The organism is Paenibacillus sp. SSG-1 (assembly GCF_002224835.1).
GTDB lineage: Bacteria > Bacillota > Bacilli > Paenibacillales > Paenibacillaceae > Paenibacillus_AQ > Paenibacillus_AQ favisporus.
Genome location: NZ_MBRK01000001.1, coordinates 3,136,676 through 3,162,914 on the forward strand (window position 1 = coordinate 3,136,676; position 26,239 = coordinate 3,162,914).

The following is a 26,239-nucleotide window of genomic DNA, read 5'->3' on the forward strand; positions in this document are numbered from 1 at the left end:
GAAACTGAGTCGGTAAAGCCCCCTCTTTTCAGTCTGGCATCGAATTAGTGTTTTTCAGTAAATTTCATTAACACCTGATTGCACTGTCTAATAAAATCAATGATGAACTCAAGTTCCTTATCATCATAATTAGATAGCAGTTGATTCATTTCCGCTGCAAATAAACTGAAGAGCGGGACAATGTTCTTTTCTGCATTTTCTTGGTTCATGTAAATGTTGACCCTTCTCTTGTCTTCCGGATCTTGTTCACGAAAAATATAGCCTACCTTTTCCAGCCTGTCCAACACGCCCGTGACCGCTCCCGTTGTCAATCCAGTCAATGCAGCAAGCTGACCGGCTGTTAGCGGTTGGTTCTTCATAATGACATCCAAGCATTTGTGATCCGTGGAATTGATTCCTAACTTTGCAGCAATGGCTTGGTGAAACAGGATCGTGGCCGTACTGTTATTTCGTAATTCATCAGTAAGAATATTGATGTTTTTGCTTGTTGACATATAAATCATCCTCTTTTATATTTATCTTATCTCATGAGATAAAATGTTTTGCTGCTTTCATTGTATCAATAATATTGCCGATGAGCAAATGAAAAGAGGCTGATAAATATGTCCCAAATTTCAGTGGCCATTGCTGGAGCCGGGTTAAGCGGATTATGTTTGGCCCATTCTTTACTTCGCGCCGGGTTCGATGTGCAAGTGTACGAAAGTGATCCGGAACCGTTTGCACGCCGCCAAGGATATCGGGTCACGTTAGACGAGTATGGGATGGCAGGACTTCAAAAGTGCCTTCCGCCGCGTTTATTCGAGTTGTTTTTGGCGACCACATCGCCCACTGACGAAGATTCTTACTTTCGAGTTACAAATCAAGACCTTGGAGAGGTCTTCAAGCTCACATTCAAAGGGGATCGGAGTGGTACCGATTTACGAACGCCGCGTCAAACCGATCGCCAAACCCTGCGTACGATTATGCTCGAAGGGCTGCAGGATCGGATTCATTATGGAAAAAAGGCGGTTCGGGCCGATACAGCAGCGGATGGCGCCACCCTTCACTTTTCTGACGGAAGTTATACACAAGCTTCACTCGTCATCGGTGCCGATGGTGTAAACTCGGCATTACGCAAGCAGCTGTTGCCCGACTGTGACCCGGAGGATGCGAACAGCTGGGGAATTTATGGTCGCACGCCTCTTCTGCATAATGGGCAGTCCATCGTTCCTGCTCCACTGAAAACGAGCGGCGTATACGCCATTGGAAAAGCGGGTAAAGGCTTTTTCTTTACGACGATGAACTTTCGCGAAGCTCCGCAAGCGGCTTTTTCTCGATTTGGAGCAGAGCAATTACCTCCCATTTCTGACGATTATGTCATGTGGGCTCTTCTCTTGCCCAAAGAATTGTTTCCGGTATCTCAAGAGAAACTTGATTCCGAAATACTGCATCGCTTTGCACTAGAGACTGCCCTGGACTTTCATCCCGTGCTGCGGCGGTTCGTGAATCAAGCCGATGCCGATTACACCATGCTTGTAAAATTAAAAGCGGCCAGGAAGCCGTCTTCCTGGCCGGTGTCGCGAATCACTTTAATGGGCGATGCAGTACATGTTATGCCACCCACTGGATCTCATGGAGGCAACACAGCTCTACGAGATGCAGCTCTTCTCGCTGAAAAACTTAAAGCAGCAGTATCCCAAGGCGAACCTTTAGAGGAAGCCATTGCATCTTATCAAGCGGAGATGAGCCAGTATGCATTTCGTGAGGTGGAAGCTGCCAAGGCGATGCTGAAGCGCTTCTCCATTCATAACCCATTCATGAGCTGGGTCATGTTACGTGCAATGCCTTGGATTCGTTCCTTAAAAAACAAGCCGTTAACTACAACAGAATAACTTGACGACGCCAGCTATTCCAATATTTCAATGTACCCTTCTGTTCCATTCACACGAATTCGCTGCCCGTCTTTGATGAGCTTGGTCGCATGATCCACTCCGACTACAGCCGGCAGGCCATATTCACGCGCGATCACGGCTCCATGGGTCATCAGGCCGCCTACTTCCGTGATTAAACCTTTGATGGATACAAACAATGGGGTCCAGCTTGGATCCGTAAATGCGGTAACCAAGATATCTCCTTCTTCCAAAGCAGCATCTTCCATGCTTAAAATGACACGAGCTCTTCCTTCTATCACTCCAGAAGAAACAGGCAGACCTAAAATCGCATCGGCCGGGAGATCTCCCCGTTTGTACGAACCTCTAAACATTTCGCCATCAGACGTGATGACACGCGGTGGGGTCAGTTTTTCATATACTTTATACTCGTCTTTGCGTTTGCTGATGATCCGATCATCCAGCATATTGGTGCGAACGGCTTCGTGAATCTCTTCAAAAGTTAGGTAGTATATATCTTCGATATCATGAATGACACCGGCTTGCACGAGTCGTTTGGCTTCTTTCAGTAAAGCCTGCTTATAAACAAAGTAGCGGCTCACCCAGCCATATTTAGGGTATTCCCGATACCCGATGAAATTTCGGACGAGATCGATCATCCGTTTCGTTTCGTCGGCTTTTTGATCGCCATCCGGCAGCTGTCTCAGCCGATTTAACAATTCTTGTTCTTTGGCCAAAGCTTCCTGGCGACCCTGCTCGAATTTCCGGCGGCTCTCATGAGGCTCAAAGTTTTTGATGTTGCTCAGGATCATCGGGACCAGCGTAAGCGGTTTTTCGCTCCAACGGGTACGGCTGATATCGATTTCTCCAGTACACCGCATGCCGTATTTGCTCAGATAATCATAGATCGCTTCCCGGGCTTCCCTTCCTCCATCAAACTTCACCAGTTCGTCCAGAAAGTGATCTTCTGTTGTATGCTGCAAATAATCAATGACTTCCGGATAAGGGCGAATCACATCAGCGACATCCAGCAGCGCCAAGCCCATTTCCGAAGTAATATTGTTGGGCACGGATTGAGAAAGCGTATCGGCTGCGTTTTTTTCGCCCAACCATTTGTTCATATGTTCATTGATCCAGAATGTAGCATTTATAGCAGACATAAACACTGCCGTACTTTGCGGATCAAATAAAATCCTCTTTAATTCCTGGATGTCTTCGAGGATGAAATCGAACAATTCTGCCCCGGATTTCATTTGGATCTTTTGTTTTAAAGCTGTTATCGAGGCTTGATTCCGCTGGATCAAGTCAGTAACGATAGATGGATCGTTCTCAAAGGCTGCCGGCTTATCTGTATTACTTTTAGCGGGAATGGGTGCGGTTTGATCATTCGGTACCAATTTGATAAAGTCTCGCTCGATTACGTTCTCGATTGCGCCTATGAAAAGCGGATCGGATTCCAAGTTTTTTAATACAGCTTCCCGGCCGGCAGTGGTAGTCAGCCTAGGCGCAATATCAATGAACAGCCTTCCGCCCGCTGTACGCATAGGTGCAGGAGTAATTAACAGATAAAAAGACAGTCCCAACGGTTTGATCGGATCTGTCATCATTTGTTGATGGCCAACAGACAGATAGACGTGATTATCCTGATCATTTGCTTCAGGGATCGGGTAAAGCGTTGTAATCGGCCGGCTCTGAACAATATAAAATGCATCATCAGCCAAACACCATTCGATGTCCTGCGGCTGGCCGAAATAAGCTTCAACCTGTCTTCCGATCCGTTCCAGCTGCACAATGTGTTCGTCAGTAAGGGTTTGAGCCTTTTGCTGTGCCGGACCGATTTGGCGTGTTTCGGTTCCGCCTTCTTTTCGTCCATAGATCGCCAATGTTTTGGCTGCTATCCTCTTATCGACGATTTCCCCTCCTTGTACTTTATAATTATCAGCGGATACCAAGCCGGAGACCAGTGCTTCCCCAAGTCCAAAACTGGCATCGATGGACAGCTGCTTCCGGTTTCCGCTCATTGGATCAGCGGTGAACAATATTCCCGAAGCCTGCGGGAATACCATCTTTTGAATGATCACGGATAAATAAATGTGACGGTGATCAAATCCATTTTGTATACGATAGATGACCGCGCGATCCGTAAATAAGGAGGCCCAGCATTTGCTGATATGCTGCAGAATGGCATCAACACCGATGATATTTAAATAAGTATCCTGCTGCCCTGCAAAAGAAGCGTGCGGCAAATCTTCGGCGGTTGCACTAGAACGCACAGCATAAGCATGTTCCTCGCCGAACCGGGAGAGATAGTGAGTCACTGCCTCCACAACATCGGAAGGAATTTCTGCTTCAGTAATGGTCTGCCGGATCTTCCCGCTGATCTCACCAATTTGGTCCCGATCATCTGCGTTTAGCATGGTTAGTTGTTGGAGTAATGCATGATACGTTTCGTTTTGTCCGATGGCTTTTTGATACCCCGCGGTTGTAATACAGAATCCTTCGGGGACCTGGATTCCGTCAATTTTAGATAATTCTCCTAAATTCAACCCTTTTCCGCCAACGAGATAAAGCTGCGATTTTTCGATTTCATGAAACCCAAGAACCATTGAACTCATTCGACCATCTCCCTAACCATTTGATTGAGAAAAAAACATTTGACAAGAGTTTAACCGGCATGTTACACTTAAAATGTAAGATAAGACATTTATGACTTTATAACATGAACAGTCGTGATCTGATTATATCATCACGTCTTTTTTTGCGCAATAAGAAAGAACCTGGGATTTTATCCAGGTTCTTTTTTTGTTTTACAGCATCCCACTCCGAGGGTAGATATCGTCATCCAAGCCGTTCCATCGGGTTCCATCGCCTTGCTCTGCCATAGGACGTCTCTAAACTTTTGTTATTGATCGTCCGCGCTGGGTCCGTACATCCCAGGAACGGATATCCCGAGCAGTCGCATATAAACTGTCAACTGTCCCCGATGATGGTACACGTGATTGAACATCAGCGTACGGGCCATATCGATTCGGGGTGCTTCCAAGATGGTCTCTCCTTTGCTGACGAGCTTCCAGGAATTCCTTAGCCCATATTCTCCCCATTCCCGAAGTTTGCTCCCGGCAAGAGACACGCTCCATTCCAGTGCCTCAAGCAATTCTTGCCGGGTGGTCGGCTCCGGCAGAGGAACAACCGGAGCCTCGCTGACAGCTTCGTCCAGCAATAGAGCCAGCCCCCCGGGTACTCCCGCAGCATGCAGGGCGAGCTGTCCCAGAGACATCGATCTCGGGTGCGGCCGCCAAGAAAGTTTGTCCTCAGGCAGCCTTTCAAGAAGCAAGCGTGTCGATTCGGCTTCCCTTTTTAATTCACGAATCCAATCTTCAATCATGTTTATGGTGATCTCCTCCTCTGGCTAACGCCATTCATACCTTCATCCTATAACGCCATGCGCGGGAAGATTTCTTCAGAATTGCGGAATCGTGAATGTCAGGGTCAGGTCATGACTAACCTCTTTGCGGTGCTGGACTTTAGTCGAGGTCAGAAACCTGCTGCAGTCTGGTTCAAATCACGGCGTTATTCGTTACAATAGAATAAAGCAAGCACATTGGAGGAGCGATGGATCATGAATTACGAACATAAAGTCCAGAGGGAAGTTGCCGAATGGGAACAAAAGATGTTCAAGCCGCCGGGATGGATGGAAAAAGCATCGAAATCCGTCGGCGGCCGGATCAACCATTTGATTCCCCCAAAGGTGCAAAACGTCATCACGACCACCATCCGGTCGATCGTGCGCACGGCACTGTTCGGCGCGGAATACACCCCTAGACGCCCGGTGCAAAGTACGATGGATCTGGAAGCTGCCGATCAAGAAGCCAAAGACCTGTTTGCCCTGTACCAAAAAATTGCGGTTGCTGAAGGTGCTGGAACGGGAGCCGGCGGCATCATCCTTGGCATGGTAGACTTTCCGGCTCTCATCGCAATCAAGATGAAATTTTTGTTCGAGCTGGCGCATGTTTACGGTTATGACACGAAACATTTCTCCGAGCGGGTGTTTATTCTCAAGGTGTTTCAAATGACATTTTCGGGGCCGGATAACCGTGCCAGGCTGCTCGATTCCATCAAAAATTGGCATATAGAAAAGGAACAATGGCTGTCTGATACCGAATATTCCAGGACGATGGATTGGGAGACTTTTCAGATCGAGTATCGCGATGCGATCGATTTCCGGAAAATGCTGCAGATGCTGCCAGGGATCGGCGCGATCGCAGGGGCATGGGCGAATTACACCATTCTTGAGGAGCTGCGCGAATCCGCCATGAACGCTTACCGCCTGCGCAGATTGCACGATGATTTCGAGGTTAGATCGTAATGAATATTTTTTCTTCGTACTGAGAGGTCCTTCACTTATTGTTTGCAGCCCACACATCCAGCTGCCTTTGTTTTTCGGCGATCACTTTATCGATTCCGGCCGATTTTAATGCTGCGTTAAATTTCGGTAGGTAAACATCCGGATCCAGAGTTCCTGTCTCCAGCGCTTTTGAATATTGCTGAACGACATTCTGGATCGCGGCCAATTCGGTTTTGACCGGCTCCGAGTTATAGGTGAATCCGAGCGCTGCAGACTTCTCCGCACTTTGGTTAAACGCCTCCATTTGCTTCCATATATCCGGACTGTCCGTCGACCACGGATAAGCCAGCAGCTGATTCCCGAACATCCAACCTTGTCTCATGTTGTAGCCGCTGTTCGTCGCATCCACACCACTAGGAAAGTCAATCGTCCCGTCTTCCTTCACTTGATAGTGCTTTCCTTCAATCCCCCAATCCAGCAAATTGATGATTTGTTTGTCCGAGTAGAGCAAATTCAGAAACATCATCGCGCGCTCGGGATTTTTGGACTTGGCCGCAATGGCAAGCATTGCGTTCATAATCGTCAGCGTATTCATTTTGGGCGGCGCGAGTGCGACTTCCGTCAGCTCCTTGCCGGCCCATGCTCCCGTCTGCGTCGTGATCCCCGGCTTGCCTTTATTCGGTGTCGCGAACCCGATGTTTGCCTTGATATAATCCCGGCCGGTTTGCGAGGTCGTTGCAATGTCCTTGGGGATGTATCCTGCCAGGAACCATTGACGTATCACCCCGATGAACTTCGCATATTCCTCGCTCTCATACAAATTAACGACCTTCAGCTGATTCGGATCGGTAAGTACACCGATCATGTCGCCAAGCGGATCAATCGTCGTCTGCAGCAGTGGATAGGCAATGGAACCTCCCCCTGACGCTTTACCCAGCATGTTGGCTTCCGGATGCTTCTTTTTAACGCTTTCAAAAATCGGCTCTAAATCCTCGATTGTTTTCACCTGGCTGACGTCCATATTGCTTTCTTTCAACCAATCCGTTCGCATCAGAATAGTCGGATAAGCGGCAAAGTCCCGGATCGTTGGAACGCCGTATATTTTGCCGTCAATTTTTGCCGCAGCCAATACGTCCGGATCGAAGGCGGCTAGGATATCCTGGCCATGGGACTGAAGCAGGTCATCGATGGGCAGCAGTTTTTTTTGCGCGACTTCCGAAATATATTGGTCTTCCCCTGTGAACACCAGGTCGAGTTTCTCATTGCCGGAGAACATCAGCACTTTTTGCTGTGTCCACGCAGCCGCTTCAATGCGTTTCAGTTTGACGGTTGCATTGATTTTTTCTTTCGTAATCTTGCTGATTTCCTGCTCCACAAGACCAAGATCACGCTGATCCGGTCCCCAGAAAGCGATTGTAATTTCATAAGGGGCAAGCTTACCGTCACCAGATGCTTTATGCGTTGATGACGACGGCTTCTTCTCACCGTTCGAAGAGGAGCTTGAACATCCGCTCAGAACGACGGTAACAGCCAGCACAAAGAACAACAAGGAATGAACCGACTTTTTCCACATAGGCTTTTGACCTCCCAGGATCTTCAATATGGAATCTCCACGCTTGGAGCTGAAATGCAGCAGATAGGGTGACGAATGCCGCGTCACAGCGGCATTCGTCCGATCCCGATCTTCATGATGCCGCCAACTCGGACTGCTTGCGGTATTTCATCCACATGAACGTAAAACCTGCCACCCCTGCTACAGATATGATTGCGCAAATCGAATACATCGTTTGGGGACCCAAATAATCGAACATCCAACCGCCGAACAGACCCGCGATGATGCCGGAAATTCCACCCCACGTCAGGGCATAAATGGCCTGCCCGGTCGCTCTGTACTCGGCTGGTATTAATAATGCGGTCAGACTGGTTCCGATATAATAGTAGCCACCGAACGTAATACAATGCAGCACTTGGATAAAGATGACCTGGAGCGGTCCGCCGGCAGCCGACATCAATAACCAGCGGATCACGAACAGGATACTTACGATGACCAGCCCTCCCAGCATCATCCTTGCCGACTTTTTCAGGAATCGGTCAAACAGCAGAAACACCGGAATTTCAAAGATCGCCGACAGGAACACCGACCAGCCAATCAATTCGTTGGAGCCTCCCAGGTTGGAAATGTACAGTGTGACGAACGTTTGGTTGATCGAGTTGGGAACCGAAATGAGGATGCCAAGGATAACGAACACAAAGAACAGCCTGCTCGACAGCATCACTTTCCAATAGCTTTGTCTCTCGGTCTTCGGCTTGGAAGTCACTCTGCCCTGAGGGAGTCCAATGGTAAATGCCAGTGAGATCAGCATCATGATCCCGTACAACATCCAAAGATTCACCAGTCCCATCCAGCTGAGAACCGGTCCGGCCAACGCGGCGATAATCGCCCATCCCAGGGAGCCCCATAAGCGAAATGCGCCAAACTTGTAGTTCGTGTTCTCGATGGCATTCAGAATCAGACTGTTGCTCTGCGAGAACGTGGGACTGTTAAAGAAAAAGAAGATCAGCATGAAAGCGAAAATGACGGCATATTCACGGAGCTGAAACACCACGATCGTCGCTAACAAATTCCCGGTCAGAAGAAAAATGAGAATACGTTTCACATTCTGCAGCCGGTCGCTCCAATAACCCCAGAATGGATTGGCGAAGATGGAAATGAAGGGCCCACCGGCCATAATCATGCCAATTTCCACTTTACTGAGTCCGATGTTTTGAAAATATAAAGGAAAGAATGAAGTCAAAATCGCAATCGTGCCATACAAGAAAAAGTTGAAACGTTTCAGTGCAGACAACGATCCGGAGGTATGGCCGGCCGCCGGTTGGACCTCCCTCTTCCTTAAAGGCAGCATTAGAGCTGGATCGCTTTCGACAGGGATTGTTCGATGATCTCGTCGCTGCTTACTTCCCGCCCAAGCCGGTCGGATAAGTAAATGCCTTCGCTGATCAGCATCGTCTGCGAGGCGATGTGGGCCGTGGGAAGCAGCTCCACTCTTCCCTGCAGCGCGGCGACCCAGTGATGCTGCGAGGACTGGTATGCGTCATAATTCGGCTTCAAATGATTCCAGCGGCCGTCCATCTCATCCAGGTTGACGCTGCCGTTGATATCCATATCGCAAATCGTCGTATGAAAACTGAACGGGGCCATAATTTGCTGATCCGAATAGGCCGGCAGCTTGATGCCCCCTTTATCCCCAACCACTGAGCAGCCTTCGATGCTTCCAAGGTGAATGCTCCACGCTTCGATAATATCAAGCGTCGCGCCGCCTTCAAATTTAATGAATCCCAGCCCCAGCTCTTCCACGTCAAAGACCGCCTGCCCGGCACGTCCGGCATCCACATCCATCTCCCGGTAGCCTTTACCCGAAATCCGCTCCACCTTCGGTGTGCCAAGCAGGTACAGCATTTGCGCGATATGATAAACCCCCATGTCGATCAGCGCCCCGCCGGCGGCGATTTGTTTGTTTAGAAAAGCCGGGGTGCCGTATCCGTCAATATAAGGGCGTCCTCTCCGGCGATGGCCGGTAGCCCTGGCATGATACAGCTTGCCGAGCATGCCCCCGTCGATCAGCGCTTTTGCCGCCTTGGTCTCTTTTCGATACAAGGTGCCAAGCTGAATATGCAGTTTCTTGCCGTAATCTTCTGCCGCTTCAAGCATGGTCAGCCCGTCCCGGTAAGTCCCGGCGATCGGTTTCTCGCAGTATACGTCCTTGCCTGCCTCGAAAGCGGCAATCGTCACGGGGGCATGCAAATTGTTATGCAGGCAGACATCAACGGCTTCAATGTCATCGCGCTTCAGCATTTCTCTGAAATCGGTATAGACGTGGGGAATATGAAACTCATGCGCGACCTTGAGGGCTTCCTGTTCATTGATGTCGCAGATGGACACGATCTGAACATCCTCCATATTCGCGTAATTTCTCAGGTGAGCTTTGCCGATCAACCCTGCCCCAATCATGCCAATGCGAACGGTTCTTCCCATTTCGATCATCCCTTCTTTTTTTAATTTAAACGGCTCAACATCCGCTTCACGGAAGCGATTGCCCATTCCATCTCTGCGTATTGATTGTCCGGCGCGTTGTACTCGATGCCCCAGTATCCGTCATAGCCGGCATCCAGCAGTGTCTTCACCATGTGTTCGCCCTTTGGTGATCCTACCGTCTTGCCGTCAAAATGCGTATGATAGACCCACGGCGCGACCAACGTGTCGCCAATGTCTTCATCCGTATCCCACCGGCCCATATGGAGCAGTATGCCAAAGTTCGGGTGATTGACCGCTTCGGCCACTTTTTTTAAGTATTTTGGATCTTTGGAAGTTCCCATATGATTTTCAGGCCCGACGATGAGACCAAGGTCAGCCGCTCTCCGGCTCAACGCTTCGAACTTGTTCACAACATATTCGAACTGCTCTTCCGTCCCGGGCGCCGAGCTTTGATCTCCCGCATCGATGCGGATGGTTCGCGCTCCAAGCTTCTCAGCAATGGATAGGTAGGCGACAGCGTTTTCATAAAGCCTGCTGCGCTTGTCAGGATCTGCATCCCATAAATGCGCCCCGTCCACCGCGATGTTGATAATCGTCATTTCTTTTTCACGTATCGCTTCGGCCAGACGTTGAATATAAGCTTCATCAGGCAGTGAAAAAATGTCGTCCTTAACCCCTTCAAAGGTCCCGTTCCACAAATCAATGGTATCGAGATGGTATCTGTACTTGGAAGATTCCAGGTACCCGAACGTATCCATCTTCCCTTCCCGGATCATATTGAAAAAAGAAAAACCGCCAATGCTGATTTTCATGGATTAGCCTCCCTGATTTGGTTTCTATTTTTTGTAACCACGTCCTGCAACCTCTGGCAGCTCTTCATCACCTCCTTAACATGCTGCAGGGAAATCATCCTTTAACCGCCCCGACGGTCAGCCCTTTAACGAAAAATCTCTGAAAGAACGGATACGTTAACACAATCGGCAGCGCGCCGATGACGGCAATAGCCAGGCGGACGCCCTGGGTCGGGATGGAACTGCCGTCCACCCTTGAAGAATAGTCTACATTATCCAGCAAATATTGTACGTTCAGCAAAATGGTATTCAGAAGCACCTGAATGCTGTACAGCCTGGAGTCTGAAATGTAAATGAGTCCGTTAAACCAGTCGTTCCAATAATTAATCACCTGAAATAGTCCGACCGTTGCCAGCACGGGAAGAGACAGCGGCAGCGCCATTTGCACGAATATCCGAAATTCCCCTGCTCCATCCATGTTCGCCGACTCGAGTACCGCTTCCGGAACCGATACGGTAAAAAACGTCCGCAGCAAAATAACATAGAAGGCACTGACCAGAAGACCCGGGACGATCAGCGCAAGCAAGGTATTGGTAATATGAAAAACATTCGAGTAGATTAAATAAGTCGGTACAAGTCCTCCGTTGAAGAGCATCGTGAAGAAGACGATAAATGAAAAGAAATTGCGTAGCGGTAAATCCTTCTTTGACAGCGGATAAGCGAGCAAAGTCATCAGGACCAGACTGGCCAGTGTACCTAAAATAGTCACAACGACGGAGATGCCGTAAGAATTCAAAATCTCCCCCGATTTTTGAAAAATGAATACATAACTATCCAGGCTCCATTCACTGGGAAAAAACGAGTAGCCTTCCCGGATGATCGCATCCTCATCGGTGAACGAGGCCGTAATCAGCAGCAGAAACGGCACCAGGCAAAACGCAACAATCAACCAGAAAATAAAATGGATAACGACTTGTTCAATCCGTGTTCTTCTCAAGGACTTCGCCTCCTTATTAGAACAATGAGTTGTCGGGGTTTATCTTCTTCACAACAAAGTTGGAAATGAGGATCAGCGCGAAGCCAATCACGGATTGGTAGAAGCCTGCGGCGGAAGCCATTCCGATGTCCCCGCTCTTGAGCAGCGCCCGATATACGTATGTATCCAGCACATTGGTTGTTGGCAGCAGCGGCCCGGAGTCAAGCGTCACTTGGTAGAACAGACCGAAGTCCGCATAGAAAATCCGCCCGATCTGCATTAAAGTCATGATGGTGATGACGGGGGTAAGGGACGGCAGGGTGATGTGAAAAATTTGCTTGAACTTCCCTGCCCCATCCAAGGTGGCGGCCTCATAATACTCTTGGTCGATGCCGACGATGGCGGCAAAGTAAATGATGCACAAATAGCCGACGCTGTGCCACAGCTTGACGATGGTGAGGATGACAGGCCAGTATTTCGGTTCCGTATACCACATGACGGGATCCAGTCCGAGAAAAGGAAGGACCGATTTGTTCATGAAGCCTGTTTCCATGCTTAATAACGAAAAAACCAGGTAACCGACAATGACCGTTGAGATAAGATAGGGCAGCAAAATGGCACTTTGGTAAAATCGCTTTAAAAACCGCTGTTTCACTTCGGCCAGCAATATGGCCAGCGCAACGGCGAAGACAAGATTGAGTATGATGAATACAACGTTGTAGAGGATGGTGTTCCGGGTGATGATGTAGGCTTCGGACGTCTTGAAGAGATACTCGAAGTTTCGAAAACCTATCCAATCCCCGCCGAAGACCCCTTTGGAGAAGTCGATTTCCTTAAAAGCGATGATGATGCCAAACATGGGAATATAGTTATTGATGAGCAAGTAGACAATACCGGGGAGAATCATCAGGTACAGGATTTTGTATTTTTTGGCCTTTTTGAGAACTGTGCGGTCCAACCGGGATGTCATAGTAATACCCCTCCTCGGAATAAATGACTGCTGCACGCCTAGCGGGATTCTCAAAGATTGAACTCGGCATCCTCCTCCACTTCGATTAATTTTTCCACCGGACGAATTAATTAACGAAAAAAATACGCCTCCTTGGGGCACGTTTGTGATCATTATAGGGACGCCTTTACAGCCCTGTCAATGTGTTTTTTTATTTTATTTACCATTCCTTCCACCGCCCCGCCTTGACTGGGACTCGTTGACAGCATAATGGACATTTTTCTATAATCGCATTGACACAAGAATAGGCTACACTCCCGTTCCTATGCCCTCTTTCAGCCTAGCCGCCAGGGTCAGCACTCCTGTCCTGACGGGGACTCGGCCAATCATAACTTCCGAAAGTAGGAGAATGCGATGACGAATAAAGTAGGAAATCAGCAGATGCTGCGGGAGATCAACGTATCGACACTGCTGCATATGATTTTTGAGCATGGACCGATATCCCGTGTCGAATTATCGCGAAAAACCAAGCTGAGCCCAACGACCGTTTCCGTGCTGATCGAGGAGCTCATCCGCGAACAGCTTGTGCACGAGACCGGTATGGCCGGTAAAGGCGTCGGTCGAAAAATGACACTGCTGAATATTCGCGCTGACGGCGGATATGTCATTGGCGTGGATATTTCAAGCTCGCCGGCGCATTGCGTGCTGCTCGACTTAAACGGTCAGCTGGTAGCAAGCCAAAGCCTGGAATCGGTGCGCGGCCAGGACCAAATTCGAACTTCACTGGTGAAACAGCTGCAGCAATTCATCCATAAGCAGCGGATTCCCCATGAGCTCATCAGACGCATCGGCATTTCTCTGCCGGGGAGACTCGATGAGACGCAAAGCATCGTCATCTCTTCTAAATATTTGCAGCTGGAACAGTTCCCTATGCGTCAAGCGTTGGAGCAAGAACTCTCGATTCCAGTACTGCTGACTAACGATTTGGACGCTGCCGGCTTTGCCGAACGATTCAGCGGAGCCGCCAAAAATGAGCATACCATTATTTTTCTGCTGATCGGCCAAGGCACAGGAGCTGGACTTGTCCTGAACGGGGAGATTTATCACGGCTCCAGCGGAGCGGCAGGACGAACCACTCACCTCTCTCCGTATTGCACGCCCATCCTTGCGGAAAGACTTCGCGCGAACCATCCGGAGGAGTTCGGATCCATGTCGCCGGAAGCAACGGTTCATGCCTTTATGGACCTGGTTCTCGCCGGCGTCCCGCCCTTCAGTGACCAAGGAGAGCTCATTATCCGTGATATTGCCGATTATTGCGGAAAAATGCTGGAAATGCTCAACCCGCAAAAAATGATTCTGGGCGGCTGGATTACTGACAATGCGGCATTTTTCAACCGTCTCGTGCATGCGATTCACGAAGCTGATCACTCCCCCTATGGGGACACACCGATCGTCGTATTCCACTGGAAAGAGTACGGGTCTGCCTTGGGGGCGGCGATGCTTGGACTGCATGAAATTTTCAAGAAGAAAACAGTACAATAACTTTATGCTGTCGGTCCTTTACAGCAATATATGTTCATGCCCAGCGCTGCCGGACATGAACATATCGTTGTCGAGGAAGTACCATCAAGCCGCTGCGCCGACTGCTGCTGGTTTTAACGCGCACTAGTCTCGTCCTGCAAAAAGTTCGCTTATTTGGAAAATGACTGCGTCATATCCGTATCCAACTCTTTGGACACGGACTTTTGAAACTTGGAAGTCGAAATCAGCTCTCGAAGCAGCTCCTCGTATTGATCCGCGTCAAATGGCACGGCTACCATTTGCTTGGTGAACGATGAAAGCATGATTCCGTTGGCGATGGTGACCGACCGGATCCCCTCTGTTCCTTCTGCAATCAGCTCGCCTTTCCCTGTGCCTATTTTTCGAATGAACTTTTCTGTGACCACCTTATGCCCTGCTTCCACGCTTGTATCCACTTCGATTTCCTCTTCTTCATACTCCACGTTCCCGAACCCGTCCTGCGTTTCGCGCAGATGCTTCAGCATGGAAATATGATTGCGGTAGATCCGAAGCTTATTGTTTTCGTACAGAAGTCTTCCGTTCTCCCCAACGATCTCCAGACGGTTCACGCCCGGTGACTCGGCAGTCGTCACGATAAAATGCCCGATCATGCCGTTATCATGCTCGAAATAAGCGGTGACTTCGTCTTCCACTTCAATATGGTGATACTTGCCGATATGGGCATGTCCGCTGATTCTTGCCGGGATCCCGAAGACCCATTGATAGAAATCGAGATTGTGCGGGCATTGATTGGTCAGGATGCCGCCTCCCTCCCCCGCCCAGGTCGCACGCCAATCACCGCTGTCGTAATAGGACTGTGATCGGAACCAAGCGGTATTGATCCAAGTGGCTCTCGTCAGCTGCCCCAGTTCACCGCTGCCAACCACTTCCTTGATTTTTTTATAATAGGGAAGCGTCCGTTCCTGGAACATCATGCCGAACACCAGATCCGGAAACTTCTCCTTGGCCTCGGCATAAGCATCGATGGTGAGCTTGGCGTCATTGATATGAACGGCCAATGGCTTCTCGCAGAGCACATGGATTCCGCGTTCAAACGCATCACTTGCAATGGCCGGGTGGCTGTAATGCGGCACCGCTATAATGACCGCCTCGAGCCCGGATTGCTCAAACAGCTCCAGATGGCTGTAATAGGCCTTTGTGCTGCATTCGGCAGCAAACCTGTCCGCCCGCTCTTGAACTGTATCACACACGCCTACAAGCTCAATTTGCTCCATCGAATTTATATTATGGATATGCGTTCTTCCGATGTTTCCTAAACCGACCAATCCGAGCTTCACTTTCTGCACGCTCATGCTTATAGCCCCTCTCCTTTGAGTATTCGATACGATTACGACCAAGCCAAGCCTTCATGTAACAGCAGCCTTTTTAAGGCTTGTGCCGCTATTCTAAATCGCTCGGGTCCTTCTTGTTCCGGGAATGCACGGTGCAGATGAGGCTCGATGGATAAAAATCCGGAAAAGCTTCTCTCTTTCAGTGCTTTAACAAACGCTGAAAACTCGCCGTCTCCTTCGCCTGCCGGGACAAACATGCGCGACTGTTGGTCCGCATCCTTGATATGTACATATTCGAGGTAAGTTGACAGCTGCGGGTACGCCTCACTCATCGGCATCACCCGGTTCATGACAAAATTGCCGGGATCAAAGGCAAGTCTCAGACAAGGAGAGTCACAATGCTGCAGAATGCTCAAGCAGCGCTCATCGGTATCTCCGTAAACGCCGCTATCATTTTCCATCAGCAGCGTAATATGTTCCTCCTCAGCTATTCTGGTCAGCATCTTCATACGGGAGAGCACTTCGCCGCGGTAGTTCTCCGGCTCTTCATTGTCGGGGATGTAATAAGAAAATACGCGGATATAGCGGGCATCCAATTGTTTGGCGATATCCGATGCGCGCTTCAATTTCTCAAGTTCGGGGGCAAAGGGGCCTTGAATCGGGTATTTACCGATTGGCGAGCCAATGGAGGACACGCGAATACTTGTTTTGCTTAATGCAGATTTCAATCGGACCAATTCTTCATCGGTCAATTCCAGTACATTTTTACCATACACGCTCCGGAGCTCCAAATAGGAAATGCCTTCGGACACGAGCACGTCGAGCTGTTCCTCCAAACGATCGGAAATTTCATCGGCAAAACCGGTTAGTACCAGCACTCTTGCATCACCTCTCCTTAAATTCGCAGCGACTAAGCTTAACTGTCGATATGGATTAGTGTAGCAGGCGGCGAGAAGCTGAAGGTACTTCCCGGTTGACCAGGTTGATATCCTAAATGTTCTAAAATTGACTTTTTACCAGGCGTCTGTACTGCGTCGGTGTTTTACCCTCCCATTGCTTGAATACCTTGCTGAAATGGGAATGATTTTTAAAGCCCGTTTCATAACAAATATCCGTCACCGATTTCTCCGGGTCGAGCAGAAACAGGATTTTGGCCTGATTGATCCGTCTTTTGTAAATGTAATGAAATATCGTCATCCCCGTCACTTCTTGAAAAATGCGCACCAAATAATACTTGTTGATATGCAGGTTCTCTTGCAATTGGTCGAGACGAATATCGGTCATATAATGTTTTTCGATATAGGACAACGCGTTCTGAACGTGCTGCTCTTTTTCGGACGGGAAACCGGCTTCTTCTGTCACCGGCTTCATCAGCACTTGGCAAATGAAAAAAAGCGCATCCAGACACAAGACCCGAAACCGCTCATGGGAGACGGCATCCGGTGCGGAATATAAGCGGTTCAATTTACGCAGCATTTCTTCGAATTCACCCTGCTCCTCCATGCTGAGCTGAACTTTGTAGTTTCGAAGTCTTTCGAAAGGCTGCAGGGGATTGATCGAGAATACATGCTCGGATGCAGCTCGAAAGTAACCGGGATCAAAATTCAGAAGCGTCCGCACATAGGGATGTCCTTCAAAGCTCTTAGGCATATGCAGAGTCAAACCATGCATCACGATGAGTGTACCTGGTTTGAGAACATGAATTTTGTCGCCGATCAAATACTGCCCTTTGCCCTCATGGAAATAAAAGATTTCATAGTGATCGTGGGATTGAAAATTCCCTGCCGTTACCGGGACGCGTTTTAAATATTCATATTTCAGCAGATAAGCAGGTTCCACATCGCTGCCTCCGATCCAGGGACTTTCTCATCTTTTGAATGACAGTCCATTTTCTTCTAAGGCGCTTCTAAGGATGGGTAAAGATTTCGGCCCCATTCCGTGAATTTTTAAAATCTCTTTTTCCGTATATTTGGAGAGTTCTTCCAGAGAAGTGATCCCGTGATGCTGCAGTGCGTTTCTTGCCGGTGAAGCGAGCAGTGACAGAAATCCTTGGTCAGGGTTACGCTCCTCCTCATGTTTTTTCGCCATGTTTTCATCCCCTTCGATACGTTTGTGTCACCACAATATTAACACTTATTAGGAGTAAGAATTTCTTCTGATTTGCTCATTCTCAACGCTCATACACATCGTTCAGAGCTTGTCCAGTGTAAAACGATCTCATTTGTTTTAAATTTCCTCTTGCTCAATATTGCCTATCCTGCTATTATGGAGAAGCGTAAATTTTGGAAAGCGAAATATTCGGATATATTAGGATCTTTCCAAGCAGATAAACTTTGACCACTTCCCCTCGGGAAGTTAAGGCCATACGGACAGCCGGGTCAAATGCCGACTGGCAACTTTCGTTGCCTTATTGATTGAGTTAAAAGCTCAAATTTTATAAGTTGGTAACTTTATAACCAGTGCTGACGCACACAACTTGTGAAACGGTCAATAAGAGTGGTAAAAGTAATTATTTGCTATATAGACTCTGATCCTAACAAAGTATATTTGAATATTAAGAGCCCTTCCATGAAACGTTGCGTTTTATGGCTGACTGATAAGCACACTAGGGGTTTGTCCGGTCATGCTTATTGGAATTTCTTATTATTTGACTATATCAAGCAAGTGTGATGCGCATGGTGCGTGTTTCGCTTGCTTTTTTGTTGCCGTTTTTACAGAAAAAATTGAATTGGATGAGGAGATTGATTGAAAAATGGGAAAAGCACTAATCATCGGCGCCGGTGGCGTAGCATCTGTAGCAGTTCATAAATGCGTTCAAAACAGCGATGTCTTCGAAGAAATCTGCATTGCCAGCCGTACCAAGTCCAAATGCGATGAACTGAAAGCAAAACTTGACGGTGGAAAAACCAAAATTACGACCGCACAGGTCGATGCCAACAACGTGGATGAGCTGATCGCTCTGATTAACGAAGTGAAGCCGGATATCGTAATGAACCTGGCCCTTCCTTACCAAGATCTGACGATCATGGATGCTTGCCTGGCAACCAAAACACACTACATGGATACGGCTAACTATGAGCCGGAAGATACGGCGAAATTTGAATATAAATGGCAATGGGAATACCGCGAGCGCTTCGAACAAGCAGGTATTACAGCTCTGCTCGGCAGCGGATTCGACCCAGGTGTTACCGGCGTATTCTCGGCTTACGCGCTCAAGCACTATTTTGACGAAATTGAATACATCGACATTCTGGATTGCAACGGCGGAGATCACGGCTATCCTTTCGCCACCAACTTCAACCCGGAGATCAACATCCGTGAAGTGTCCGCTAACGGCCGCTACTGGGAAAACGGGGAATGGATCGAAACGAAACCGATGGAAATCAAACGCGAGTATAACTTCGCTGAAGTCGGCCAAAAGGATATGTACCTGCTGTACCATGAGGAGCTGGAATCCCTTGCGCAAAACATCCCTGGACTGAAGCGCATCCGCTTCTTCATGACGTTCGGCCAAAGCTACCTGATGCACCTCAAGGCGCTTGAAAACGTAGGAATGACCTCCATCGAACCGATCGAATTCGAAGGAAAACAAATCATTCCGCTGCAATTCCTGAAGGCCGTGCTTCCGGACCCGGCTTCCCTCGGACCTCGTACCGTGGGTAAAACCAACATCGGCTGTATTTTCAAAGGAAAAAAAGACGGCCAAGATAAAACTTACTATGTCTACAATGTTTGCGACCACCAAGAGTGCTACAAAGAAGTCGGCTCCCAAGCGATTTCTTATACAACTGGCGTTCCTGCCATGATCGGCGCTGCGATGGTCCTCACCGGCAAATGGAACAAACCGGGCGTATACAACGTCGAAGAGTTCGATCCGGATCCATTCATGGAAGAACTGAACAAATGGGGACTGCCATGGGTAGAAGACTTTAACCCGGTGCTGGTTGACGCCTTGCCTGAAGAAGCAAGAGAGCCGGAGCTTGTTCGTTAAGATGCGGTTCGAGGAGTTACCTACACCCTGTTTTGTAGTCAGTGAAGAGCTCATTGAGAAAAACCTGAACACTTTGAACGGTGTCATGCAGCGTACGGGAGCCAAGATCGTGCTTGCGCAAAAGGCTTTTTCCATGACCGAGATGTACCCGCTTATCGGAAAATACTTAAGCGGTACGACCGCCAGCGGATTATTCGAGGCACGGCTGGGCCATGAGGAAATGGGCAAAGAGAATCATGTCTTTGCCCCCGCTTACCGTGAAGATGAGATCGACGAAATAGTTTCCATTTGCGACCATATCATTTTCAACTCCTTCTCCCAGCTGACAAAGTATAAGGATAAAGCTCTTGCAGCCGGCAGAAAAGTTGGCATTCGCATCAATCCGGAATGCTCGACGCAAGTGGGACATGAAATCTACGATCCCTGTTCTCCGGGGTCAAGATTCGGCGTGAAGCAGGAGGATTTCCAGCCGGAACTGCTGGACGGCGTTACGGGACTGCACTTCCATACCCTGTGCCAGCAGAACTCCGACGATTTGGAAACCACGCTGAATGCGGTTGAGGAGAAATTCGGGACGTGGCTGCCGCAAATGGAATGGATCAATTTCGGCGGCGGCCACCACATCACGAGAGACGACTACGATATTCCGAGACTCGAGGCTTGTATCACTCGAATGCAATCCAAATACGGCTTGGAAGTCTACCTCGAACCCGGAGAAGCCATCGCGCTGAATGCGGGCTATATGGTCACTTCCGTGCTGGATATCCATCGCAACGGCATCGAGATCGCCATCGTGGACACCTCGGCCACCTGCCATATGCCGGATGTGCTGGAAATGCCGTACCGTCCGCCGCTGATCGGTTCAGGCGAAGCCGGTGAGAAGCCGTACACCTACCGACTCGGCGGTCCGACCTGCCTTACGGGCGACGTCATCGGAGACTACTCCTTCGATCAGCCGCTTCAGAGCGGCGACCGATTGGTATTCGAGGACATGGCGATCTACTCCATGGTCAAAACGAATACCTTCAACGGCATGCCGCTGCCGGCCATCGCCGTGCAGGAGAAAGACGGCAGCTGCCGCGTCGTGCGCGAGTTCGGCTATCAGGATTTCAAGATGAGACTTGCTTGATGAATAAGAAAAACGTCTATCGACGTACCTTCAAAGAAGACAGACCGCGTCTAGAGGAAGTTTTTCTTGCGAGATCAGGAAGCAGAAGCTCCGAAACTTATACTTTCTGATCTCTTAAACAAAGCCTTAACCCTCTCACAAGGGTTAAGGCTTTTTGGTTTAACGTTTTCTTTTTAAGATAAAGCCTCGTATAGACTTACTTAAGAATAACCTTCAAATAGGCTAATTCCCCTGGCTGCATGATCATTTGTGCATCTTTACCGCTGCTTGGAATGTGGCGAACCACTTCCTCCAGCGGATTAACCAAGCAGGCAGCCTCGACTTCTCTATCCATTACGCTAAAGGTATACTCGGACGGCTCGGTTCCGGCATTTCGCAGGGTCAGAATAAACCCATTCCCATCCGCAGCCGGTTTCACGTATAGCAGGACGACCGTACCGCTTGACTGGCTAAACCACTGCCCTTCTTCCTCCCGATCACACATCACCGCCGCATTCATGGCTATAGGATCCGCAGCGGCTATGCCCGCACGATATGCCTCAACGGGATCAAATTGCCCGAACGGACTTAGCTCATAATGCAAAACGATCTCTCCAGGTTGACTGGCCCAGAAGTTGGTATCCCAATAATTGTTCATGGCCCATGCAAGCAGCAGCGGATTTTCCTGGCGGCCGATCTTCTTACTCTCCTTGCCGAAATGAAAATCGCCGATTTGAACGAGCGGTGCATCGGGACAAGCTAAGGTGATCCCCTTCTGCTGATCATAGATGGATACCGTCTGGTCAACCGTCACCCAGTCCCGGCATGCGGTGCCAAGCTGCTCCCTGTCAAGCTCGACTAACAAGCCGGCTGTATCATAATGGGCGCGCCAGCCTTGATCCATCTGCAGCGGAAAGGCGAAATAGATCGACTCAGGCGTCCTTATATCCGATTTATTCATGGACGCGGAAAGACAGATCCGGGGATGGATGGCAGAAAAGGTAATCCGCTGTTCCAGCCGGGAAACCCCCGGCGCTTCAAGCTGCAAGACATACGTCACCGAATCACTGGTTTGTTCGACCGAATAAGCTTGCAGCCGGTTGGCACCGGCACGCTTTGCTTTCCATTCATGATTCCAGACGGATATGCTGCGATTCCCTTTGTCGACATCCCGCGGGAACAAGGTGCTTCGATGCTCAGGATTGTGGCGCCCGTCGATCGACTCCTGAACAAACTCAAATAACGTCCATGGGCTCTTTTCGTCGAGCATAGGCCACTGATGTATCTTATCGAATAACTGCACAATTCTTCCGCTGACAGGGTTGAATGTCATCCGGTAAAATGGCGTTTCGATCATCTCTTCCGTAACCGAAATACGGTTGGACGAGGTGGCCAGCCGGGCTTCTAACTGGGCAAACGGGATCTTTTTCCAAGAAAATGGCGCCATCTCTACCGTTCCATACGATTTATAGCTCTGTACCTCCTGCATGTACGGCAAGAAATCCATGACGCGCGAAGCGGCTAAATGACGACCGCTGCCGAGGTAATATTGAGGGACCTTGACCTCTGCATACTGCGTTTCACTTGAGGTGTTGACCAGCATGACTCCGCCAGGCTCATGGGATTGCAGCGGGTTCGCTGCAACCGTTTCCATTTGTTTGGCATACACGTAAGCAGACAGATCTGCCGATTTGTACGCCGTCACCCTCTTGTGCAGCTGCATCGAAATCGAAAGCGGATGGTCAGGAAGGTTAACCGAGCCCCAAGAACCCCAGGTATGCTCATCATACAGCAGCGCCTGCTCCCATGCCTCGGTTTTCGCTTTCGTGTACTGCAGGTTTGGAGCCCCTTGGATCGCTTCAAGAAAATCCGCCTTCTTCAGATTTTGCTTCGTTTGGCGAACGATCTTAGTTTCTTTCGCGGAACTTCCCGCACCGAAATTCCAGTAGTCTGTCCAATCGCCCGAATGAGTCTCGATTTGTTCTTTCGGCATCCGGCGAACCCGTTCCAGAAGCATCTCCGGGGTCGCGAAAATCACCTTCTGGTCATGTCCTTCTGCATTGTATCGGCGGATCAGCGACAGCAGGTTCGGGTCCGGGCAGTTATTGTCATACAGCGGCGGATTGGTAGCCGTTAAGTACACGAAATCGTATGGATAGTCCCCTCCTTCCAAACGGTCGATATAGTCCCTAATCCCTTGCGCCATCAGCTGGGTATCATCCTGACTCGTGTGGAAAAACTGGCTGAACAGAGAATAATGCTCGCCCAGGAACGTCAGCAGCTGGCGGTTGTCGGGGGTTGTCCAGTTAAACACGGCAGGACGTGGCAGCGGTATGCCCCCGAAATGGACGTTAATCCCTGTAATATAAAACTCGATTCCCGCATCGAGCAATACCTGGCAGAGCGGCCATGGCTGCCCGTTGACATCATGATTTATTGCCGTTTTGATGGAGACGCCAAATCGCTCCCGCAGCTCGCGAACCGGCTGAAGCATTCGTGCAAGCTGATCCGTATGTACAAGCGGCGTCGTATGCATCGGAAGTGCAGCTATACTGATCTGTCCATTGTGCAGCAATCTGCGGAAATCGGAAATTTGCTCAGAGGCGGCTGTCTCCAGCCACTGCATCACGGGATACGTGGCCTCGCAGGTCCAGCGGAATTTTGAGTCCTCGGACTCATGCTCCGATTGAAGACACAGCCGGATTGCTTCATCAATATAGTCTTTCTGCAGCTCCAGCAGTAACGGCTGGGGATGCGTGTAGCCGATATCCAGGTGACTATGGTGCAAACACAATATTTCTTTGATTTTCGCCATTCCTGTCACGCTCCTAAAACTTTATGAATTCGTCATCCTTCATCTTCAGGGTTAAATGATACATCTCTTAAAAATTGTATCAAGTTCTGTAGGCTGCGTATTTACAGAAACGTATATCTTTTATACAATCGTCATGCCTATTTTCGGAGAAAAGGAGATGGTCTGTAATGGATTTTGCCAATCTTCATCCTTACGTCTACCATGCCTGCCTATATCCATTTTCCAGAGGCCAGAACAGCCTGTCGCGTACTTGCTACGCTTCTTCGCTCTATCTGATCAGCGAGGGTAAGGGCATCATTCGCTTTCGGGGAGAAGACCACCCGGTCGTTCCCGGTTCTCTTGTATACATGCCGCCGGGCTTGCTTCACGACTGGTATGCAGATTTGGAAGAGCCAATGGTTCACTATTGCTGCTATTTTGATTGGATGTATATCGATCGCAGAGAAGCCTTCTCGACGCCCAACATGATCTGTTTCGACCTTTCTCAACTGCAGCCTTCGCTCATTGGGCCTGCGTTTCCTGTGCCAATTCCCGAATTGATGACGGTAAGCAAGCTGCGAATCTGGATGGATGGGTTTGAGACTTATTTTAATAACAATGAATACATAAACGAGCGAACCTATTATCGGGGCCTGAAGATTCAATCCAATTTTCAGCAGTTCATGGAGTACTTCCTCAACTTCGCTCTCAATGAGAACAATATCCCCGATCCGCGAATGCTTCATCTTTTAGAACGGCTGGATCAGGATTTGATGACCGGCAGCGTGAAGCCGCTGGAAGTGTATTTCCGGGAGCTTGACATCAGCCGCGGCTATTTTTTCGAAAAATTCCATCAGGCCACCGGCTTATCACCCACGCAATATATGAACCATTTCCGGATTAACCGTGCCAAAGATGATCTGCGGTTCTCCCATTTGAGCATCACGGAAATTTCCGAGAAATACGGCTTCTCGTCGGTTCATTATTTCTCTAAGCTGTTCAAGCAGTTAACGGGAACGCCGCCAAAAGAGTACCGCGCAGCTTATATCAGCGAGGGATTGAGGCAGGTAGAAGTTTTTGTACCATAGTCAGGGGCGTGACTCTGCCAGCGAGCTCCCTCTTGTTCGAAATGCTAATTAAAAAAAGACCGCTTTTGGCGGACTTTTTAGTATACTCTTGGTATACAGCCAAGTTCATCGCAGCGTAATTTGCAGATTTCGACTCTAAACGGAAAGAACATTATGCGAGGTGAGATGATCTGATAACGTAAAGCAAATCTTTTCTGCGGCTCATTAAAAATATGAAATAAGGTGGGTTATGAATGAAAATTACAGGTTATGAATTATTCCTTGTACCACCACGCTGGTTATTTTTAAAAGTCGAAACGGATGAGGGCATTGCGGGTTGGGGAGAGCCTGTTATTGAAGGGAAAGCCGCAACGGTAAAAACGGCGGTCGAGGAGCTGATGACTTATTTAATCGGCAAGGACCCTTTGCGCATTGAAGATCACTGGAATGTGATGTACCGTGCCGGATTCTACCGCGGCGGCCCGATCCTGATGAGTGCGATTGCCGGCATAGACCAGGCACTGTGGGATATTAAAGGAAAGTTCTATCATGCACCTGTCTATCAGTTGATCGGCGGCGCTTGCCGGGACTCGATGAAAGTGTATTCCTGGATCGGCGGGGATCGCCCAAGCGAAACGGCACAAATGGCGCTGGAGTGTGTGAAAAAAGGGTTTCAAGCCGTCAAAATGAATGCAACTGAAGAGTTACAATACATCGATTCCTTTGACAAGGTTGAGAAAGTGTTGGAAAACGTAGCGGCGATTCGGACCGCTGTCGGGAACCACATCGGAATCGGAATCGATTTTCACGGCCGCGTACATAAGCCCATGGCAAAAGTACTGGCTAAAGAGCTCGAAGTGTTTCGACCCATGTTTTTAGAGGAGCCTGTGTTACCTGAACATAATGAGGCATTAAAAGAGATCGCTTCGCTAACCTCCACTCCGATTGCGACGGGAGAGCGGATGTTCTCAAGATGGGATTTTAAGCATCTGCTGTCCGGCGGTTACGTGGATATCATTCAGCCTGATTTATCCCACGCCGGCGGCATCACGGAATGCAAGAAAATCATCAGCATGGCGGAAGCCTACGATATCGCGGCTGCTCCGCATTGTCCGTTAGGTCCGATTGCACTGGCCGCCTGCTTACAGGTCGATGCCACCGCACACAATGCCTTCATCCAGGAGCAGAGCTTAGGTATCCACTACAATCAAGGAAATGATCTGCTTGATTATTTGATCGATCCCGCTGTTTTCCATTATGAAAACGGTTACGTTAAAATCCCGGACGGCCCAGGCTTAGGGATCGAGATTAACGAAGAAAAGGTGCGCGAAATGGCGAAAATAGGCCATCAATGGCAAAATCCGCTGTGGCGCCACAAGGACGGAAGCGTAGCCGAGTGGTAGAACCGCTATTGCATATCTCATCAAAAGATAAACAAATCAAAAAGATCGTTCCTCTCATGATG

21 protein-coding genes are annotated in these 26,239 nt (G+C 49.1%); 7 read left to right on the forward strand and 14 right to left on the reverse strand.

Annotation, left to right across the window (positions count from 1 at the left end):
- Nucleotides 1-44 precede the first annotated feature (44 nt).
- The gene (locus tag BCV73_RS14530; RefSeq protein WP_256992862.1) at nucleotides 45-494 is read right to left on the reverse strand and encodes a MarR family winged helix-turn-helix transcriptional regulator; all 450 of its coding nucleotides are present in this window, start codon (nucleotides 492-494) and stop codon (nucleotides 45-47) included.
- A 108-nt stretch (nucleotides 495-602) separates the two neighbouring features.
- On the opposite strand from BCV73_RS14530, the gene BCV73_RS14535 reads away from it, so the two are divergent.
- On the forward strand, nucleotides 603-1,871 hold the full coding sequence (locus tag BCV73_RS14535) for an FAD-dependent oxidoreductase (protein ID WP_089547664.1): 1,269 nt from the start codon (nucleotides 603-605) through the stop codon (nucleotides 1,869-1,871).
- Nucleotides 1,872-1,885: 14 nt separating this feature from the next.
- On the opposite strand, the gene ppsA is transcribed toward BCV73_RS14535, so the two are convergent.
- Both ppsA and BCV73_RS14545 read right to left on the reverse strand, forming a co-directional pair.
- Complete coding sequence (gene ppsA / locus BCV73_RS14540) at nucleotides 1,886-4,483, reverse strand: phosphoenolpyruvate synthase (RefSeq protein WP_089547665.1); 2,598 nt, start codon at nucleotides 4,481-4,483, stop codon at nucleotides 1,886-1,888.
- 287 nt (nucleotides 4,484-4,770) lie between these two features.
- The gene (locus BCV73_RS14545) at nucleotides 4,771-5,253 is read right to left on the reverse strand and encodes a DinB family protein (RefSeq protein WP_256992863.1); all 483 of its coding nucleotides are present in this window, start codon (nucleotides 5,251-5,253) and stop codon (nucleotides 4,771-4,773) included.
- A 234-nt stretch (nucleotides 5,254-5,487) separates the two neighbouring features.
- On the opposite strand from BCV73_RS14545, the gene BCV73_RS14550 reads away from it, so the two are divergent.
- A complete protein-coding gene (locus BCV73_RS14550) occupies nucleotides 5,488-6,234 on the forward strand; it encodes an EcsC family protein (protein WP_089547667.1) in 747 nt (248 codons plus the stop codon).
- A 31-nt stretch (nucleotides 6,235-6,265) separates the two neighbouring features.
- Here BCV73_RS14550 and BCV73_RS14555 read toward each other — a convergent pair whose 3' ends face one another.
- From BCV73_RS14555 to BCV73_RS14580, 6 genes are all read right to left on the reverse strand, one after another.
- Nucleotides 6,266-7,786, reverse strand: a complete 1,521-nt coding sequence (locus tag BCV73_RS14555; RefSeq protein ID WP_089547668.1) for an ABC transporter substrate-binding protein — start codon at nucleotides 7,784-7,786, stop codon at nucleotides 6,266-6,268.
- Nucleotides 7,787-7,898: 112 nt separating this feature from the next.
- Entirely contained in the window at nucleotides 7,899-9,059 is a 1,161-nt protein-coding gene (locus BCV73_RS14560; RefSeq protein ID WP_256992864.1) for an MFS transporter, read from the reverse strand.
- Nucleotides 9,060-9,115: 56 nt separating this feature from the next.
- Nucleotides 9,116-10,255 carry a Gfo/Idh/MocA family protein gene (locus BCV73_RS14565; RefSeq protein ID WP_343219898.1) on the reverse strand — a complete coding sequence of 380 codons (1,140 nt, stop codon included), beginning with the start codon at nucleotides 10,253-10,255 and terminating at the stop codon, nucleotides 9,116-9,118.
- An 11-nt stretch (nucleotides 10,256-10,266) separates the two neighbouring features.
- Nucleotides 10,267-11,058: a sugar phosphate isomerase/epimerase family protein gene (locus BCV73_RS14570; RefSeq protein ID WP_089547671.1), complete on the reverse strand. Its 792-nt coding sequence runs from the start codon at nucleotides 11,056-11,058 to the stop codon at nucleotides 10,267-10,269.
- 94 nt (nucleotides 11,059-11,152) lie between these two features.
- Nucleotides 11,153-12,034 (reverse strand): carbohydrate ABC transporter permease, encoded by an 882-nt coding sequence (locus BCV73_RS14575; protein ID WP_089547672.1) that lies wholly within the window; start codon nucleotides 12,032-12,034, stop codon nucleotides 11,153-11,155.
- A 16-nt stretch (nucleotides 12,035-12,050) separates the two neighbouring features.
- Entirely contained in the window at nucleotides 12,051-12,983 is a 933-nt protein-coding gene (locus tag BCV73_RS14580) for an ABC transporter permease (RefSeq protein ID WP_256992865.1), read from the reverse strand.
- Between the two features lie 393 nt (nucleotides 12,984-13,376).
- Between BCV73_RS14580 and BCV73_RS14585 the strand changes: the two genes are divergently transcribed.
- A complete protein-coding gene (locus tag BCV73_RS14585; RefSeq protein WP_089547673.1) occupies nucleotides 13,377-14,504 on the forward strand; it encodes an ROK family transcriptional regulator in 1,128 nt (375 codons plus the stop codon).
- 149 nt (nucleotides 14,505-14,653) lie between these two features.
- On the opposite strand, the gene BCV73_RS14590 is transcribed toward BCV73_RS14585, so the two are convergent.
- The 4 genes from BCV73_RS14590 to BCV73_RS14605 form a co-directional block, all read right to left on the reverse strand.
- A complete protein-coding gene (locus BCV73_RS14590) occupies nucleotides 14,654-15,835 on the reverse strand; it encodes a Gfo/Idh/MocA family protein (protein WP_089547674.1) in 1,182 nt (393 codons plus the stop codon).
- 35 nt (nucleotides 15,836-15,870) lie between these two features.
- A complete protein-coding gene (locus BCV73_RS14595) occupies nucleotides 15,871-16,692 on the reverse strand; it encodes a sugar phosphate isomerase/epimerase family protein (protein WP_089547675.1) in 822 nt (273 codons plus the stop codon).
- 121 nt (nucleotides 16,693-16,813) lie between these two features.
- The gene (locus BCV73_RS14600) at nucleotides 16,814-17,653 is read right to left on the reverse strand and encodes a helix-turn-helix transcriptional regulator (protein WP_089547676.1); all 840 of its coding nucleotides are present in this window, start codon (nucleotides 17,651-17,653) and stop codon (nucleotides 16,814-16,816) included.
- 27 nt (nucleotides 17,654-17,680) lie between these two features.
- A complete protein-coding gene (locus BCV73_RS14605; RefSeq protein WP_089547677.1) occupies nucleotides 17,681-17,902 on the reverse strand; it encodes a DNA-directed RNA polymerase subunit alpha C-terminal domain-containing protein in 222 nt (73 codons plus the stop codon).
- Between the two features lie 664 nt (nucleotides 17,903-18,566).
- On the opposite strand from BCV73_RS14605, the gene BCV73_RS14610 reads away from it, so the two are divergent.
- Nucleotides 18,567-19,805: a saccharopine dehydrogenase family protein gene (locus tag BCV73_RS14610; RefSeq protein WP_076164580.1), complete on the forward strand. Its 1,239-nt coding sequence runs from the start codon at nucleotides 18,567-18,569 to the stop codon at nucleotides 19,803-19,805.
- A gap of 1 nt (nucleotide 19,806) precedes the next feature.
- Nucleotides 19,807-20,934, forward strand: a complete 1,128-nt coding sequence (nspC, locus tag BCV73_RS14615; RefSeq protein WP_089550258.1) for a carboxynorspermidine decarboxylase — start codon at nucleotides 19,807-19,809, stop codon at nucleotides 20,932-20,934.
- Between the two features lie 196 nt (nucleotides 20,935-21,130).
- Here the strand turns inward: nspC and BCV73_RS14620 are convergent, their stop codons facing one another.
- Complete coding sequence (locus BCV73_RS14620; RefSeq protein ID WP_089547678.1) at nucleotides 21,131-23,728, reverse strand: glycoside hydrolase family 38 N-terminal domain-containing protein; 2,598 nt, start codon at nucleotides 23,726-23,728, stop codon at nucleotides 21,131-21,133.
- A 167-nt stretch (nucleotides 23,729-23,895) separates the two neighbouring features.
- On the opposite strand from BCV73_RS14620, the gene BCV73_RS14625 reads away from it, so the two are divergent.
- On the forward strand, nucleotides 23,896-24,795 hold the full coding sequence (locus BCV73_RS14625; RefSeq protein ID WP_089547679.1) for a helix-turn-helix transcriptional regulator: 900 nt from the start codon (nucleotides 23,896-23,898) through the stop codon (nucleotides 24,793-24,795).
- A gap of 233 nt (nucleotides 24,796-25,028) precedes the next feature.
- Nucleotides 25,029-26,177 carry a galactonate dehydratase gene (gene dgoD, locus BCV73_RS14630; RefSeq protein ID WP_076164573.1) on the forward strand — a complete coding sequence of 383 codons (1,149 nt, stop codon included), beginning with the start codon at nucleotides 25,029-25,031 and terminating at the stop codon, nucleotides 26,175-26,177.
- Nucleotides 26,178-26,239: the final 62 nt, after the last annotated feature.

What these genes read in the sequence shown, in the direction of transcription:
- BCV73_RS14530 (WP_256992862.1), bottom strand. Translation starts at nt 494, where the DNA reads ATGTCAACAAGCAAAAACATCAATATTCTTACTGATGAATTACGAAAT.
- BCV73_RS14535 (WP_089547664.1), top strand. Translation starts at nt 603, where the DNA reads ATGTCCCAAATTTCAGTGGCCATTGCTGGAGCCGGGTTAAGCGGATTA.
- ppsA (WP_089547665.1), bottom strand. Translation starts at nt 4,483, where the DNA reads ATGAGTTCAATGGTTCTTGGGTTTCATGAAATCGAAAAATCGCAGCTT.
- BCV73_RS14545 (WP_256992863.1), bottom strand. Translation starts at nt 5,253, where the DNA reads ATGATTGAAGATTGGATTCGTGAATTAAAAAGGGAAGCCGAATCGACA.
- BCV73_RS14550 (WP_089547667.1), top strand. Translation starts at nt 5,488, where the DNA reads ATGAATTACGAACATAAAGTCCAGAGGGAAGTTGCCGAATGGGAACAA.
- BCV73_RS14555 (WP_089547668.1), bottom strand. Translation starts at nt 7,786, where the DNA reads ATGTGGAAAAAGTCGGTTCATTCCTTGTTGTTCTTTGTGCTGGCTGTT.
- BCV73_RS14565 (WP_343219898.1), bottom strand. Translation starts at nt 10,255, where the DNA reads ATGATCGAAATGGGAAGAACCGTTCGCATTGGCATGATTGGGGCAGGG.
- BCV73_RS14570 (WP_089547671.1), bottom strand. Translation starts at nt 11,058, where the DNA reads ATGAAAATCAGCATTGGCGGTTTTTCTTTTTTCAATATGATCCGGGAA.
- BCV73_RS14580 (WP_256992865.1), bottom strand. Translation starts at nt 12,983, where the DNA reads ATGACATCCCGGTTGGACCGCACAGTTCTCAAAAAGGCCAAAAAATAC.
- BCV73_RS14585 (WP_089547673.1), top strand. Translation starts at nt 13,377, where the DNA reads ATGACGAATAAAGTAGGAAATCAGCAGATGCTGCGGGAGATCAACGTA.
- BCV73_RS14590 (WP_089547674.1), bottom strand. Translation starts at nt 15,835, where the DNA reads ATGAGCGTGCAGAAAGTGAAGCTCGGATTGGTCGGTTTAGGAAACATC.
- BCV73_RS14605 (WP_089547677.1), bottom strand. Translation starts at nt 17,902, where the DNA reads ATGGCGAAAAAACATGAGGAGGAGCGTAACCCTGACCAAGGATTTCTG.
- BCV73_RS14610 (WP_076164580.1), top strand. Translation starts at nt 18,567, where the DNA reads ATGGGAAAAGCACTAATCATCGGCGCCGGTGGCGTAGCATCTGTAGCA.
- nspC (WP_089550258.1), top strand. Translation starts at nt 19,807, where the DNA reads ATGCGGTTCGAGGAGTTACCTACACCCTGTTTTGTAGTCAGTGAAGAG.
- BCV73_RS14620 (WP_089547678.1), bottom strand. Translation starts at nt 23,728, where the DNA reads ATGGCGAAAATCAAAGAAATATTGTGTTTGCACCATAGTCACCTGGAT.
- BCV73_RS14625 (WP_089547679.1), top strand. Translation starts at nt 23,896, where the DNA reads ATGGATTTTGCCAATCTTCATCCTTACGTCTACCATGCCTGCCTATAT.
- dgoD (WP_076164573.1), top strand. Translation starts at nt 25,029, where the DNA reads ATGAAAATTACAGGTTATGAATTATTCCTTGTACCACCACGCTGGTTA.